The organism is Blastopirellula marina (assembly GCF_002967765.1).
Taxonomy (GTDB): Bacteria; Planctomycetota; Planctomycetia; order Pirellulales; family Pirellulaceae; genus Bremerella; species Bremerella marina_A.
Genome location: NZ_PUHY01000010.1, coordinates 501,031 through 514,568, shown reverse-complemented (window position 1 = coordinate 514,568; position 13,538 = coordinate 501,031). Strand labels below are relative to the sequence as shown.

Here is a 13,538-nt window from a genome sequence, read left to right as displayed (position 1 = left end):
GTGTGGCGATGTTAAGCCAGCCATAGAATGTAAGGCTTGGTTCGTGGGTTTCCGTTTGCTTCAGTTGGCCTGAGCTTGGCAGGCGAACGTTTTTTACGATCGAGCCAATTAGGAGTTTGCGCGATGCGAATTGGAATGTTTTTGGTGGCGGCGTTCTTTGTGTCAATGGTATTACCTTGCGTAACCGCCCAGGCCGGTATCGACGAGACGTTGTCCGCGATTGCGAAAGAGACTGCTCTCAAGACGCTGAAGGACAAGGATTTCGAGTTTGAGAACGGCGGCTTCAAAGGAAACCTCTCGGCCGTTAAGCCAGAGGAAGAGTTGGAGATCGAAGTGAAGGACTTTTCATTGGCCGATGATTCGATCAAGGCCAAGGTGAAGGTCAAGGGGGTGTTTCTATTGGACGGAGAATACGAAACCGGCGGAGTGTCTACCATGCTGGAGGCAACGATGTTCGTGACGATCGAGCCGAAGTTCAAGACGCAACTGATCGAACGAGACGGCCAGTTCTTTGTAAAGTCCGAAGTGGAAGACCTCAGCTTCAAGGTGAAGGTGAATGAGCTGAAACCTGCCAGTATTTCGGGAGGCAAGGGAACGATCACCACGCTGCTCAATGCCGCATATGCCGCCAAGAAGAAGGAGATCTTGAAGCAAGTCAACAAGAATCTTCCTGAGAAGAAGTTGGAATTCTAATCGAAGCGATTTCCTACCCTCCATCGTTCAATTCAACGTTGGATAGCACTCCCTTTTTCAGATTCTATTTCCACGTAATGGAGTTTTCCCCTGATGAAATGGCCCCTGATTGCCATCCTGGCATTCGTAGTGTTCGGCACATCCGCTTCTGTACAAGCCGCGGATAATCCGGTGTTGCGAAAACTGCTCAGTAGTACACTTAAGAACGAACTTTCTAAGCACAATTCGGAAGACACTGCTTGGTACAACGCCGACAGTAAGAAGAAAGTGAAATGGGCGAAAACGAAAGTTTTTGGCAAAGTAATCAAAACCAAGGTCGCGGAGTGGAAAGAGGAAAGCAAGAGCTGGGTATGGTTAGACAACCCCAAAAAAAACTTGAGTGTCGACGTCTACAAGTTCGAGCTGAAAAACGATGTGTTAAAGTTTGGCGTAAAGGTGAAGGGCAAGGTTAAGGGAAAGGTATGGGGCAAGATTCCTAATGTGGTTACAGCGGATGTTAAGACTTCGGCTGTTGCTACCATCACTATCGAAGGGACGGTGAAGATTACCAAGGACAAATTGTCCGAGGCGAACATCACCAAGGCCTCTGGCTCGTTGAGCGATCTTCGTTTCAATAACGATGCCTTGAAGGTGATGCAGGGAGATTTGAAGGGACTTGCTAACAGGAATCTGAAAGATAACGAAGGCAAGTTCAAGAAGGACCTTGCGAAAGCTTTGAATGGGGTGAAGTTCCCATAGACTTCTTTCCCCTCTATTGTGTTCTTTAATTTAGGTCGGTTGGCCGGAAAGACGCAGCCGGCCTGGAATCATTTGGAAAGACCTTTTCAGCGGAGTGCGAAGAAGTGCGAAACTTTCATGTAGCCCTGGGAATATCGTTGTTGTTGGTCGGATCGGTGGTAACCACCACGTTCGCCGCTGACAAGTATGGTGGTTACATCGATACCGAAACCAAGATCGTCAAAACGCCGGAAGGGTTTGCCAGCGATGACGATTGTTGGCGGAGTTCGTGGTTCTATGCATCGCTGATCATCATTCACGCGAAAGACCAAGATCTCTACAACCAGCTCAAGCAAACACATGGCGTAGCGGTAGAAGATGCGACTGCGTTCATGAAGTACTATCGCGAAAACTGCCTGGCCGAGAAAAGCCTATTGCGGGCAGGATCGCTCAAGAACAACTTTTCTCGCGACCAGCTAGTGCCACTGCTCCTGCTGATCGAAACGGTGCGCGTGCATGGTCCCGTCGATGCGAAGCCGCACGGCAAGGCGATTCTTAAACACATCGTCAAGATCGTCGATAAACATGGCGAGGTCTCGCCAGAGGGGATTGGATCGGTCGGAGCTAACTTGAAGTATTGCATTGACGTGATCGGAGATAAGCAGGATGCCAGTTTGTCGAATTCGTTCCAGCGGCAACTACAAAAGGTGGCCTTCTCGGCAGCCTTGAAGCTTTACAATTTGCAAGCTCAAGCCCCGATTCCTGATCTGGCCCAGGAAGGTGACTACTCCGTATTCAACGCCTTGGCTTTAGTCACTATGCAATGTTTGACTTGGGGCAAAAACGACGACGATGTGAAAGATTGGAGAGCCAATTTCAAGATCCACGCCGACAAGGGTTGGGGGCCAGCCTTCAAGCTGGTGTCGGGACGCAACTTCGAAGATGATCAAATCGCCAAATACAAGACTGCCGCCATTCATCGCGATCAAGACAATGATATCCTCATGGGGCAACGTCCGGGAAAATATCTTGACGGTAAATTCCCCGACCCGCAGTTCGCTCAAGCATGCGACGACACCCACCACCTCGTGCTAGACTTCGTTATTCTGAAGGGGCTTCAGTTGGCATGGAAGTAGGGGAATTAGCCCAAAGCGTTATCTCAAAATACTCGCCAAGCCTTCTTGATAGCTGGGGAATTTGGGCGTGAAGCCCAACTCCTTCACAATGCGCGTGTTGCTCATCTTGCGGTCGGCTTGAGCACGCTTGGCGGCTGGTGAATTCGGTTCAGGGAGTTCGAAAGTTGGTTCTGGGGCGTCGAGCAGTCGAGCGACTTCGCGATAGTAATCACGGCGGTCAACCGGATGGCCGTCGCTGACGATGTAAACGGGCGAGAACGTTTCGCTATCGGCAGCCCGCTGAATCGCCTGAACGGCGTCGTCGACATGAATCAGGTTTAGGGCTCCGCCGGCCGGTGTAGGAATCGGATTGCCGGCTTGAATGTCCGCCAATCGCGGAACGCGATTGGGACCGTAGATGCCCGCCATACGGAGGATGATACTGCGAGTTGACCAGATAGGGTGACTTTGCAGGTACTGCTCGGCCTGAACGAATGCTTTCCCCCCAGCACGCGCGGGATCGCAGGGGGTGGTTTCGTCGACCGTTTGTCCACCAGCATCGCCGTAAACGCCGGTTGTGCTGACCATCACCACCCGCCGCGTGTGCTCGCTGAGATGGTCGAGCACGTTACGAAGCCCGTTAGCGTAAACGTCTTCCCGCGAGTTGCCGCTGCTGCTGTCGTAACCCACGGCGAAGACCACGGTGTCGGTTTCTGGTAAATCACGTAAACTTTGCGGATCGGTGACGTCGGCAATCACCGAGCGCCAACCTGCCTGTTCAAACTGTCGGGCTCGATCGGATGATCTGGTTGTGGGAAAAACAGTATCTCCCATTTGCTGCCATTGGCTGGCCAGCGGTTTACCAACGTAACCACATCCAACAATCATTCGCGTGCGGGAAACCATATTATCTTCTGCTTTCTTAGTAGTGCCGCACGAGCGGTAAACCTTGGCAATTTCAATGCTTCTGTCAATTTTGCCAAATCCCGGCAGACACTACCAAAGTATTCCGGGGTTGACTACTATAGATTGTGGAATCGCCGCCAGCAGTGACATCGAGGTGTGGCCCCTCCTCGGTTGCTGACCTGCAAGAACGTGACAAACTCTTGCTCGTATTCCTAGAATAGAACCGAACCCCGACACGATCCTGCCGTAGTCGATGGTGGTCAAACTGATTCTTAAGGGCGCAAAATGAAACAACGGACTTTCCTTCCCTCCTCTATTCTCCCTGCAGGGTCTTCGCGGTCGAACTTGACGGCATCGTTTCTGAACTTCCTGGCGGTATGCGGGTTGATTCTGTGCATGCCTCTTCTTGCGAATGCGCAAGAGAACGCAAATCCTTCCAGCGTTCAACGGACGGCGCACTTCTCCGAAATCCTTACCGGCGATGCACCGCACGATGTTGCCGACTTGCGTTCGATGGAGAAGTTGATTCAGCAAGTCACCCAAAAGGCACTTGATGCCACGGTGGGTGTTGTCGTGGGTCCGGCACAGGGCTCCGGAGTGGTCGTCAGTGAAGATGGTTTGATCCTTACCGCTGGGCATGTCATTGGAAAGCCTGGGCGAGAGGTAACGGTCATCCTCAATGACGGAAGCCGCGTGAAAGGGGTAACCCTGGGAACAGATCGTAGTATTGACTCTGGTGCCATCCAAATCACCACGCCAGGCAAATATAAGCACCTTCCCGTCCGTGCATCGTCGAACCTTAAGGACGGTGAATGGGTATTAGTAATGGGGCACGCAGGCGGCATCGTTCGAGACCGTCGCCCTGCCCTGCGGCTGGGCCGCGTGCTGGCAAACGGCCGCGATGTGATTGCCACCGACGCAACCTTGGTAGGTGGCGATAGTGGTGGTCCACTGTTGGACATTCAGGGTAATGTGATTGGAATCAACAGCCGAATCGGAAATCGAATTACGGCGAATTTACACGTTCCTTCGACGCAGTACCTCGAAAACCTGGACCGACTTCGAAGCTCGGAGGTTTGGGGACGACTTGGCGGAACGCAACCTTATTTGGGTGTACGATGTGACAGTGATCGACAGGAGGTTGTGGTCACACGTGTTACCCCGGGTTCCCCGGCAGCCAATGCGGGAATCCAAGAGGGAGATCAAATCTTGCGATTCAACAATCGCGAGATCGACTCCTTCGACAGTTTGAAGCTGATGGTAAATCAGTACTCTCCGGGCGATCGCATTAGCGTACGGATACGGCGCAGCTCGGGCAACGTTATTACTCTTGAAGTTGAACTAACGGATCGTCGTCAATTGGATCGCGAATAGTCCCTGGCGGGAAGATTTCGATTCGACTATTCAGAAACGTCGGAGCTCGGTTAGCGGGCTGCGGTAAGTCTGGGATTGCGTGGCGACGAAACAACGGAGTGAACAGATGCCCCGGTTTCGTTTGAATTTGCTACTCTCGGTATTGGTGATTGCACCACTGGCAGGTTTTGCACTTGTACCTGCCCCCGCCCAAGCTCAAGTTTTCGAGAGTGACGGCGTTGCGATGCGTTTCATGAAACGCATTCACCAACGCAATAGCAGTGAAGTGCTTGGCGCATTTCAGTCAGTCGTTGGTAACACTCGCAGTGCGACGGTCGAGTTCAAGCGTGGCGGCAAGCAAGTTGCCATGGGCGGCATCGTCGATCCGAATGGTCTGATTGTTACCAAAGGAAGTCTCGTCAACACCTACGATGACGAAGCCCCGCTGGTGGCGGAAATGGCCAACGGCGATCAATACCTGACCAGCGAGATTGTCGCGATCGATAAAGAACATGACTTGGCATTGGTAAGCATCAATGCCCGCAATTTACCGGTGATGGAAATCGCGGCTGACAGCAAGTCGACCGTGGGCAGCATCCTGGCCACGGCAGGTCTCGGTAAAGAGCCTGTGGCGATTGGTGTCTACGGGCTGACACCGCACAAAGTCGATGTGAAGAACGCGATGCTCGGCGTCATGCTCTCGCAGAATCCAGGTCCCGCAGTGGTCGATCAAGTGGTTGAACGCAGCGCCGCACATCACGCGGGAATCTTGGCGGAAGATGTGATCGTCTCGATCAATGACATGGACATTGAAACCGGCACTCACTTGATTGAAACAATTCGCACCTTCGAGCCAGGCGATTCGGTACGCGTGACCCTTCGTCGTTCGGAGGAAGAAATGCATCTGAGTATGGTTCTCGGCGAACGGGTCGACGGCCGCGGCCAAGCCCGTCACGACTTCCAGAATCATCTCGGTGGTGAACTGAGTACCCGTCGCAGCGGTTTTCCTTCCGTCTTCCAGCACGATAGCTACTTGCAGCCAGAACAGTGTGGCGGACCGGTCGTTAATCTGGATGGCCAAGTCGTTGGGCTCAACATTGCTCGTGCGGGCCGCGTTGCCACGTACGCGATTCCTGGCAACGAGCTGGCCAACGCCGTCTCGAGAATGCTTTCTGCGGCAGGGGCGACCCGTAAAGCGGAAATTGCTCAATCTCGGGTAAGTGCGAAGCCGGTTATTTCCGACACGACTGAGCAGCCAAACGGCAACCCCGGGTGGATTCCTCGCGAGACGTCGAAGTAGAATAGAAGCTGGCACCTCGCGCGTTCGCGAATTGGTTTAATCGGTGCCACTCGAAACCCCTGCATGACGATCGACGACCATGGAAGACAAACTCTCCGAACTACGCCAAACGCTCCAAGAGCTACAAAAAGAACTACGTGACGTCGATCAACTCGATGACGAAACGCGAGGCCGCTTGGAAGGCGTGATGGAATCGATCAATGATGCCTTGCATCGGGAAGACACCGCCGCCCTGGCCCACCCTTCCCTGCGGGAAACCTTGGAAGAACGTTCGTCGCACCTGGAAGATACCAGCTACCCTTCGCTGACCCGCGTGCTGAACAACTTGGCCGATATTCTGGGAAACAGCGGACTGTAAAGCCTGCTTCCCGGATCGCAAGAAATTAAGAGACCGCTAGTCCCAAATACTGGCGGTCTTTTTCGTTGCGCTGACCATCATAAACCAAAGGCGTTTGCTCGATGCCATGGTCTGGCTATTGGGTATTCGTCGCGGAGGATCCATCGGGATCTCGAAGACAAATCGAGTAGTAGAAGATGGCATAGGCCGATGCGAGCCACATAGCGGAAAAAAGTGATCCCACACAACAAAGCAGCAGCCCGGCAATCTCAATTAAGATGCCCATGAATAACAAAAACAGTAGCGGCGGCTGATAGTGCTCCGTCATCCGCCAGCTTTCGTTAAAGGCATCGCGAATATTCATGCGGCGGTCGATGATCAGTACCTCGACAAACGATAGGCGGATACTCAGGTAAATGCCTGGAAGGATCAAGCAAATCAGCCCCAGCACGACAGCCAACCCTTTCAGGAATCCTCCGCCGACGATCTGCCAATAGCATTGATGGAAACCAGCAAACATATCTTCTACCGCAAACGTCTCTCGCCGAGTCGCTTTCAGGAAAATCCAAAAAGCTCCGACGCTGATCACATGGCCAATGAACGTCTGATAGAGAATCTGAAACGCCCAGCCTATCGGCGGCAATCTTGTTTCCGCGAGGTAGGCGAAGTCATCCAAATAATCGCAGGGAATTCTAAGGATCTCGTGTAGAACAACGAGACCCAAGAAAGGAAGAAAGTTATCGATAGCGAGACGCCACCCCTTCTCCAAGGCATTGTATCCGGTCGCATCACAAACGTATTTGTCGTCGGTCCGCAATTCCTCTGCGTCGGATACATTGGGCGGTGAAGCGAATGGATTGCTCGAATCGTTTGCTTTAGAGTCGTTATTGCTCAATGAAGACGTCCTGTCTCTTAAAGTGCTCGACGAGATAAAATCGAATCGAGCTTAATCGCATCGACTGCGATGGGGGTGCTGAGTTTCGAGAGCTTACTTCCCGCCCAGCGAGATCACGTGCGAGTACGTTCGGAGGTACATCACGCCATCGGAAACAGCCGGGGTCGATTCGCTTCCTTCGCCGAGCGGACTCTTACCGAGAACTTTCAGGTCTTTATCGGCTGAAACGACCACCAGTTCTCCCTCTTCCGACATGCAGAAGAGGCGATCTCCGACCAGAATGGGCGAACCGTAATAGTTGCCACCGACCCTCTTTTGGCCGAGGACTTCTCCCGTTTTTCCGTCGAGGCAACTAACGATCCCTTTGTCGTACCAGACAAACACCTTGCCGTCGTAGGCGATTGGGGTGGGCACGTAGGATGCCGATTTGGCCAGACGCCAAACAAGCTTCGGCTGGCCGCCGTTCGGGTCGACTGCACTCACCGTGTTGCCACCACCACCCGAGCCACACGAGCCGAGGATGTAGTCACCGGCGATGACCGGGGATGAAACCGACCGCATGTTGAAGACTTGCTCGGACCAAAGCTCTTTGCCGCTCGACAGGTCGTGGGCAGCGATGCCATGAGCACTGCTGTTGCAGATCAGCACATCTTGGCCCTCTTTGGTCTTATAGATACATGGAACGGAATAAGCCGCCACGTCGCTATCACGATCTGCTTCCCATAGCTTTTCGCCCGTCTTGCGATCGAAGGCAATCAATCGACTTTGGCCCGCGGGACGGTTACCGATCTTGCGGGGGTCACCCAGTTGCATTAGCGATACGATCAACTTGTCTTGGTAAACGATCGGTGAGGTACCAAATCCATGCTGGCTGACCCAGGGGCCGAGATTGGCAACCCAGGAAGTTTCGCCGTCGTGGTTCAACGCAATGAGACGGGTGTTCTCGTCATCGGCCCAAGCCACGTAGACGTGATCCTCGTCCACGGCCGGACTGCACGAAGCATAGCTGCTTTTGGAATGCAGGTGACTTTCCGCCGCAGGGAATTCTTTCTGCCACAATATCTTACCGGTCTTGGTATCAATTCCGACGACGTAGCGGAACGCACTTTCCGGATCGGCACTCAGCACAAACAGACGATCGGTCCAGATCGCTGGCGACGAATGCCCGATGCCCGGCAGCTTGGTCTTCCAGTTGAAATTCGCCTCGCTGACGGTCGAGGGAATATCGACGGCCGGCACAACACCGCTTCCATTTGGGCCACGAAATCGGGTCCACTCCTGAGCCGATACAGATCCACACGCGAAGCAGACACAAACAACGGCAATCCAAATTCGAACGATCGACATAGAACAATAACCCCAGATCGGGAAAAGGTGGGAATCGAGGACGGGACGTTCGCCCTTGATCGTAATCGGTTTCCCCGCGACTTTCCATGCGCCAATGTCCGAAAGTGGGCGAACTCTGGCGGGGGATAGGTATTTCGCCACAGAGGACACGAAGAGCAGCAAGGGAAGAGGCCGTAACAGATCCGCAAGGGCTTCGTAGGTGGTAGAACGGTGTGCCCCGGGCATCTTGCCCGGCCGCTCCTGGAACCCGCTTCAGCCAGGCAGGATGCCCAGGCAGACGCGACAGGATCGATTCTTATCCATGTAATCCGTGGTCGCTCTTCTCTTTCTGGGTGCTCGCTGTGGCTAAGCAAAAAAAAAAGAGGCCGCACCAAGGCGGCCTCTCTCTTCTTCGTGGTTGTTGTGATATCTGAAAGCTTAGTCGTTGACGTAGGTTTCGAGGAAGCGGGCGAGCTTCTGGAAGTCACAGCCAGGCTCGATGTGGCGGACGACCGTAACCAGGTTCTCTTGATTCACCAGGTCGGCGAAATCAACGTAGTGCAGCTCGAACTGGCCGCTGGCCGAGACCATCACACCGTTAAGCTTCTTTTCGACCAGGGCACGGTAAGCACCAACACCCAGTTGGCTACCTAAGATCACGTCGTAGGCGAGCGGCTTGGTGCAGCGAGCTTCGTAACCGATCTGAACACCGGTCACCTTGCGGCTACGACCTGTCTTCTCTTCGTACGCCTTGGCGACCCACTTGCTAAACGTGCGGCCCAGTTGAATGTCGGTGATCGCAATGTGGCCGTGATCGTCGCGGGCGACCCCTTCCAGATAGCTTTCCGGTAGCATCTCGGCCAAGCCTTCGGCGAGTACGATCACGCCAAACTCTTTGCCTTCGGCTTCGCGAGCGAGCATCGTTTTGACGATCCGATCGACCACTTTTGGGACGTTCATCGTCTTGCGAATCTTGCCACCTTCTTCCCATTCTTTCTCGACGAAGTCACCCATGATGTCTTCGACACTGATCACCAGCGAGGCTTCGCCAGCGATTGCGGCACCGTAGGCCAACCAGCCGGCACTACGACCCATCGCTTCGCACAGGAAGTAAGCCTTCGAGGCTTCGCCGTCGTACAGCAGCGTGCGGATTTCGGTGGAAAGGAAATCAACCGCGGTAAAGAAGCCGAACGTGAAGTCGATCCCGTTGTAGTCGTTGTCGATCGTCTTCGGCAGGTGAACGACCGGCAACTTCTTGCTGCCTTCCGGCAGCGTGTCTTGGAACATCTTGAACTTGTTGGCGGTCTTTAGCGTGTCGTCGCCACCGATCGAAATCAGGGCATCCACACCCAGCGAGCACAACGCGTCGTAGGTGGTTTGGAACGCTTTGCAACGTTCTTTGTCTTTCAAGTGGTCTGGGTGCGAGATCGCTTTACCTGGGTTGGCCCGGGCGGTACCGATCATGATCCCTTGCTTGGCACGGCTGCGGCTGAGCGCCTTGTGGTTGAGGATCAAGTAGTCACGATCTTCTTCCATCGGGCGATCGGAACCGAACTGCATCAAGTTCGAGTAACCGTTCTTGATTCCCAGCACTTCGATGCCAGCACGCAGAAACGAAACCGCGGCAGTCGAAATCACCGCGTTGGCTGCTGGAGCCGGCCCGCCTGAGAACAGGATGGCAACGCGCTTGAAATTGTGTTCTGGCTGCGGAGGACGGGAGAGGCTATTGGTCATGGTTCCATTCCAACGGGGGAAGCAATTTTCGGACACTTGAATGAACCGCTGATTTTATGCGGTATGGGGTGGTTTTCAACCTAAGGTAAAATCGTGGGGGAAGATGAGCATCTCTGGGGGAGGATCTGGGGCGATATCGGGCTTCTAATGGGGGCCAGACTAGCGTAAGTTCGAATGAACGAAGGGAAATCGCCATCGATTGCCACTTTACGCTGACCACGAGAGCAATCCCTCGCCGTCGCTGGTGATCGTTCTCGCGAGAATGAGTAGATAACAATGGGGAAGATATTGGCGTTGGAGGTTCAAAATGTTTGAGATTGATCACCCACCGCTCCGTCAACTGTACGACCTGAACCGAACGCTACGGCAGCGCGAAAGCCTCCTGGGATCGGGATTGTCGCCTGGATTGGAACGGGTTGGTCTTTGCCTGATGTCCGATCTCTTCCGCAGTTCCTGGTCTCCGTTGGAGAAACCTGTCGAAGCAGGCGATTGGTGTCGTCCACTCAACACCTATCCCTTTGCGGTGACGGGAGGTGAAGACACCCAATTTGGCCTGCTGGTTGAGAAGGATCGCGTCACGGCAGAGTCGCCGGTCGTGCTCACGGTGCCTCACTCTGGTGGCAATGCCGAAGCGAGTAATTTCATCGTCGGCGAGAACCTGATCGACTTCTTGTGTCTCGGCTATTACCGCGGCTACTTTTCACTCGAACAGCTCGCCTTCGGATTTCGAGATACGTTGAACGCCCACCTCTCGCCGGATTGGAAACCGCATAAGGCGGATGTCTATATCGAGATGATCGAAGAGGAAGAGCAAGCGGTGTTGGACGCGTTGATCGAAGCGTTCGATCTTGAGCCAAGCAGCTACGATTTGGAAACGTTTCTCGAACTTCAAGACCGCCACAAGCCAAAGCTCAACTACCCGCCGGACGAAGAGTAGTAAAACCAGTCGCCAGAAATTAGGTCCAATGAAATTAGACGCGTGAAACTCAGATCGTATCTGTGGCTGCAGACTCGGCCGGAAAATGTTCGCGTAAAATCGATTTCAGGCCTCGCTTCGCATTCCCATGCGGGGTGCTCTCACGCAATTGGATTAGATACTCCATAAGAGTTGGCCAGGCAACTTTTTCGCGCTTCGCCGCAAAGATGTAGCTATTCAATTGCGAACAGGCCCTCCCGGCCAGTTCTTTATCGCCTTGAACTAGATACCTCTCAAATTCGGCTAGTACCTGCGGCGAGATTTTACCGGTTCGTTTTAGCTCGTGCTCGGCGGCCGAAGTAAAACCATGCACATAGTTATACGTAGGATGATTATCCGTTGAGCGAAGCGGGACTAATTCGTGATAAAAGGCAAAGACCTTCTGCCAGCTTTCCTCTGTTCCGTCCTCATGGAATTCTCCGGCCATGCCCGCCGCGAGGTTTTGTATGTCAGGGCGGTTTTCAAGCGCGAGCATCTCGCGAAGCAGTGGGAGCAATTCCAACCGAGTATGAATTGGACATTTTGAGTAGGAACGTAGGATCTCCTGCGCATCTTGCAATGTGTAATACTTTATATCACGATCTTGCGATCGATTATTGATGATTGCTCTGAGTCGCCTTCGTTTCGTTTCGTGGAATAGTCGCTCCTGATCCGACGAAAGTTTGGCGAACGACAGACTCCTCAATGCAAATTGGAAGACGACACTGTGCGTCTCGGGCAACTGAAGCAGTTGCCAGCAAACTTCTACATCTTTCTCGGGAGCGATGTGTGCTCTCAGGTTCTTGTAGGCGTCCAGGAATGGCTTATCGAGGCACCGCTCGAGACTCGTGGAAACAAGGAGGCACCAGCGGGCGAAGTAGGGGTCGTCGTCAAAACAGCCGTCGATGATTTTCTGCGACAGCTCGGGACTCGCATCTTGCGATAAGAGGTCACCGATTCGTGATAAGCGAGCGATTTCTGCGTCCGTGGCCAGAGTGAACCAAGGGGCACTCATTGGACGGTACTTTTCAGGACGTAAAGTCCCATCATGAGCAAGAAAGATTCGGTCGCCAGGTTGAAACGTTGCTTCCTCTGGAGAAATTCGGATCCAAAACGACGAGAGCACCAGCGGGTTCTCTTCTGGCATCTCACCAAGGATCGCACGCTCCAATTTGAAAGTAACTTGAACTTCGTAATGCGGTGGATAGTGCCAATTGTCCTTGTCCGCTCGACCGGTGTACCTGAGCTCTTGAAGGGTACCCAGCAGAATTCCACCGTCATTGACGATGTAAGGAAAGCTCGTGGTATATAAAGAAACTCGCGGCTGTTCAGGTTGGTAGGTAAAAAAGCCGAACCCATTCTGGGCATCGGCACGTTGTCCCCCAAGGAAGCTTAAGGTCAACGAGACCATCAACCAATGGACACGAAAAGTACTCGTAAACATGACGGGAATTGACGCGATAAAGGTATAGAACGTCTCTAATCCAGTTTCCTCATTTAAGCAGGTGGGATGGATTGCAGAAAGGTTTTTGAGAGATTTCCTCGAATCGATATTTGATAATGACTTGGCGTTTAAAACGAATCGATTCAATCTTCGCCTAATAGTCGAACGCAAATAAGACTACGAATGAAATGAAGAGCATCATGCCGACGAACGTTTCTGCAGTTCTACTTGAAGCAGGTTTTCTGAACACTCAGCAAGCATTGTTTGATGAGTTACTGCGTCTTGTCACATGGGACGAGAGAATGCAGGCCCGAAAGACGGCCAGCTTCGGGAAGCCATATGATTACTCGCAGATGAACTACCAACCGGCGGAGCTGCTTCCTTGCCTGGTCGAACTTCGTGAACGGCTTCAGCAGCGACTCGGCGTTGCTTTCAACAACTGCCTCGCGAACTATTACGAGACCGGCGAGAACCGCATGGGCTACCACGCCGACGATACCTCGGGACTAATCGACGGGACAGGCGTGGCGATCGTTTCTCTGGGCAGTGTCCGTACGATTTCTTTCCGTGCGATCGATAATGATGCGCGAGCACAATACGAGCTCGAACCTGGTTCGCTTCTTTATATGGACGCCGAAGTCCAGACGGCTTGGAAACACGCGATCAATCGACAGCCAGACGCTGGCCCGCGAATTAGCCTGACTTGGCGAGCCGTGCGTTAGCCACCAAATCTTTGCTTCGACTGCAAACTCCAGCTAAGTTG

At 53.3% G+C, this 13,538-nt stretch carries 13 protein-coding genes; 8 read left to right on the top strand and 5 right to left on the bottom strand.

Annotated features, from left to right (window positions below; translation table 11 throughout):
- Positions 1–123 precede the first annotated feature (123 nt).
- From C5Y83_RS13090 to C5Y83_RS13080, 3 genes are all read left to right on the top strand, one after another.
- Positions 124–693: a hypothetical protein gene (locus C5Y83_RS13090; protein WP_105330180.1), complete on the top strand. Its 570-nt coding sequence runs from the start codon at positions 124–126 to the stop codon at positions 691–693.
- Between the two features lie 93 nt (positions 694–786).
- Entirely contained in the window at positions 787–1,431 is a 645-nt protein-coding gene (locus C5Y83_RS13085) for a hypothetical protein (RefSeq protein ID WP_105330179.1), read from the top strand.
- A 104-nt stretch (positions 1,432–1,535) separates the two neighbouring features.
- Positions 1,536–2,546, top strand: a complete 1,011-nt coding sequence (locus C5Y83_RS13080) for a hypothetical protein (protein ID WP_146117766.1) — start codon at positions 1,536–1,538, stop codon at positions 2,544–2,546.
- A gap of 18 nt (positions 2,547–2,564) precedes the next feature.
- Here the strand turns inward: C5Y83_RS13080 and C5Y83_RS13075 are convergent, their stop codons facing one another.
- Complete coding sequence (locus tag C5Y83_RS13075) at positions 2,565–3,431, bottom strand: SDR family oxidoreductase (RefSeq protein WP_105330177.1); 867 nt, start codon at positions 3,429–3,431, stop codon at positions 2,565–2,567.
- A gap of 396 nt (positions 3,432–3,827) precedes the next feature.
- Between C5Y83_RS13075 and C5Y83_RS13070 the strand changes: the two genes are divergently transcribed.
- From C5Y83_RS13070 to C5Y83_RS13060, 3 genes are all read left to right on the top strand, one after another.
- Positions 3,828–4,805, top strand: coding sequence for a S1C family serine protease (locus C5Y83_RS13070; RefSeq protein ID WP_158262348.1), 978 nt, complete (start codon positions 3,828–3,830; stop codon positions 4,803–4,805).
- A 106-nt stretch (positions 4,806–4,911) separates the two neighbouring features.
- The gene (locus tag C5Y83_RS13065; protein ID WP_105330175.1) at positions 4,912–6,084 is read left to right on the top strand and encodes a trypsin-like peptidase domain-containing protein; all 1,173 of its coding nucleotides are present in this window, start codon (positions 4,912–4,914) and stop codon (positions 6,082–6,084) included.
- A gap of 79 nt (positions 6,085–6,163) precedes the next feature.
- The gene (locus tag C5Y83_RS13060; protein ID WP_105330174.1) at positions 6,164–6,442 is read left to right on the top strand and encodes a DUF4404 family protein; all 279 of its coding nucleotides are present in this window, start codon (positions 6,164–6,166) and stop codon (positions 6,440–6,442) included.
- Positions 6,443–6,557: 115 nt separating this feature from the next.
- On the opposite strand, the gene C5Y83_RS13055 is transcribed toward C5Y83_RS13060, so the two are convergent.
- The 3 genes from C5Y83_RS13055 to C5Y83_RS13045 all read right to left on the bottom strand — a co-directional run bounded on the left by C5Y83_RS13055 (position 6,558) and on the right by C5Y83_RS13045 (position 10,376).
- Entirely contained in the window at positions 6,558–7,316 is a 759-nt protein-coding gene (locus tag C5Y83_RS13055; protein WP_105330173.1) for a hypothetical protein, read from the bottom strand.
- Positions 7,317–7,409: 93 nt separating this feature from the next.
- Positions 7,410–8,663, bottom strand: coding sequence for a PQQ-binding-like beta-propeller repeat protein (locus tag C5Y83_RS13050; protein WP_158262347.1), 1,254 nt, complete (start codon positions 8,661–8,663; stop codon positions 7,410–7,412).
- 417 nt (positions 8,664–9,080) lie between these two features.
- A complete protein-coding gene (locus C5Y83_RS13045; RefSeq protein ID WP_105330171.1) occupies positions 9,081–10,376 on the bottom strand; it encodes a 6-phosphofructokinase in 1,296 nt (431 codons plus the stop codon).
- Positions 10,377–10,683: 307 nt separating this feature from the next.
- On the opposite strand from C5Y83_RS13045, the gene C5Y83_RS13040 reads away from it, so the two are divergent.
- Positions 10,684–11,313 carry a hypothetical protein gene (locus tag C5Y83_RS13040; RefSeq protein WP_105330170.1) on the top strand — a complete coding sequence of 210 codons (630 nt, stop codon included), beginning with the start codon at positions 10,684–10,686 and terminating at the stop codon, positions 11,311–11,313.
- A 49-nt stretch (positions 11,314–11,362) separates the two neighbouring features.
- Here C5Y83_RS13040 and C5Y83_RS13035 read toward each other — a convergent pair whose 3' ends face one another.
- Positions 11,363–12,775 (bottom strand): hypothetical protein, encoded by a 1,413-nt coding sequence (locus C5Y83_RS13035; protein WP_146117765.1) that lies wholly within the window; start codon positions 12,773–12,775, stop codon positions 11,363–11,365.
- 200 nt (positions 12,776–12,975) lie between these two features.
- Between C5Y83_RS13035 and C5Y83_RS13030 the strand changes: the two genes are divergently transcribed.
- On the top strand, positions 12,976–13,497 hold the full coding sequence (locus C5Y83_RS13030) for an alpha-ketoglutarate-dependent dioxygenase AlkB (protein ID WP_105330780.1): 522 nt from the start codon (positions 12,976–12,978) through the stop codon (positions 13,495–13,497).
- Positions 13,498–13,538 lie beyond the last annotated feature (41 nt).

What these genes read in the sequence shown, in the direction of transcription:
- C5Y83_RS13090 (WP_105330180.1), top strand. Translation starts at nt 124, where the DNA reads ATGCGAATTGGAATGTTTTTGGTGGCGGCGTTCTTTGTGTCAATGGTA.
- C5Y83_RS13085 (WP_105330179.1), top strand. Translation starts at nt 787, where the DNA reads ATGAAATGGCCCCTGATTGCCATCCTGGCATTCGTAGTGTTCGGCACA.
- C5Y83_RS13075 (WP_105330177.1), bottom strand. Translation starts at nt 3,431, where the DNA reads ATGGTTTCCCGCACGCGAATGATTGTTGGATGTGGTTACGTTGGTAAA.
- C5Y83_RS13070 (WP_158262348.1), top strand. Translation starts at nt 3,828, where the DNA reads ATGCCTCTTCTTGCGAATGCGCAAGAGAACGCAAATCCTTCCAGCGTT.
- C5Y83_RS13065 (WP_105330175.1), top strand. Translation starts at nt 4,912, where the DNA reads ATGCCCCGGTTTCGTTTGAATTTGCTACTCTCGGTATTGGTGATTGCA.
- C5Y83_RS13060 (WP_105330174.1), top strand. Translation starts at nt 6,164, where the DNA reads ATGGAAGACAAACTCTCCGAACTACGCCAAACGCTCCAAGAGCTACAA.
- C5Y83_RS13050 (WP_158262347.1), bottom strand. Translation starts at nt 8,663, where the DNA reads ATGTCGATCGTTCGAATTTGGATTGCCGTTGTTTGTGTCTGCTTCGCG.
- C5Y83_RS13045 (WP_105330171.1), bottom strand. Translation starts at nt 10,376, where the DNA reads ATGACCAATAGCCTCTCCCGTCCTCCGCAGCCAGAACACAATTTCAAG.
- C5Y83_RS13040 (WP_105330170.1), top strand. Translation starts at nt 10,684, where the DNA reads ATGTTTGAGATTGATCACCCACCGCTCCGTCAACTGTACGACCTGAAC.
- C5Y83_RS13035 (WP_146117765.1), bottom strand. Translation starts at nt 12,775, where the DNA reads ATGTTTACGAGTACTTTTCGTGTCCATTGGTTGATGGTCTCGTTGACC.
- C5Y83_RS13030 (WP_105330780.1), top strand. Translation starts at nt 12,976, where the DNA reads ATGCCGACGAACGTTTCTGCAGTTCTACTTGAAGCAGGTTTTCTGAAC.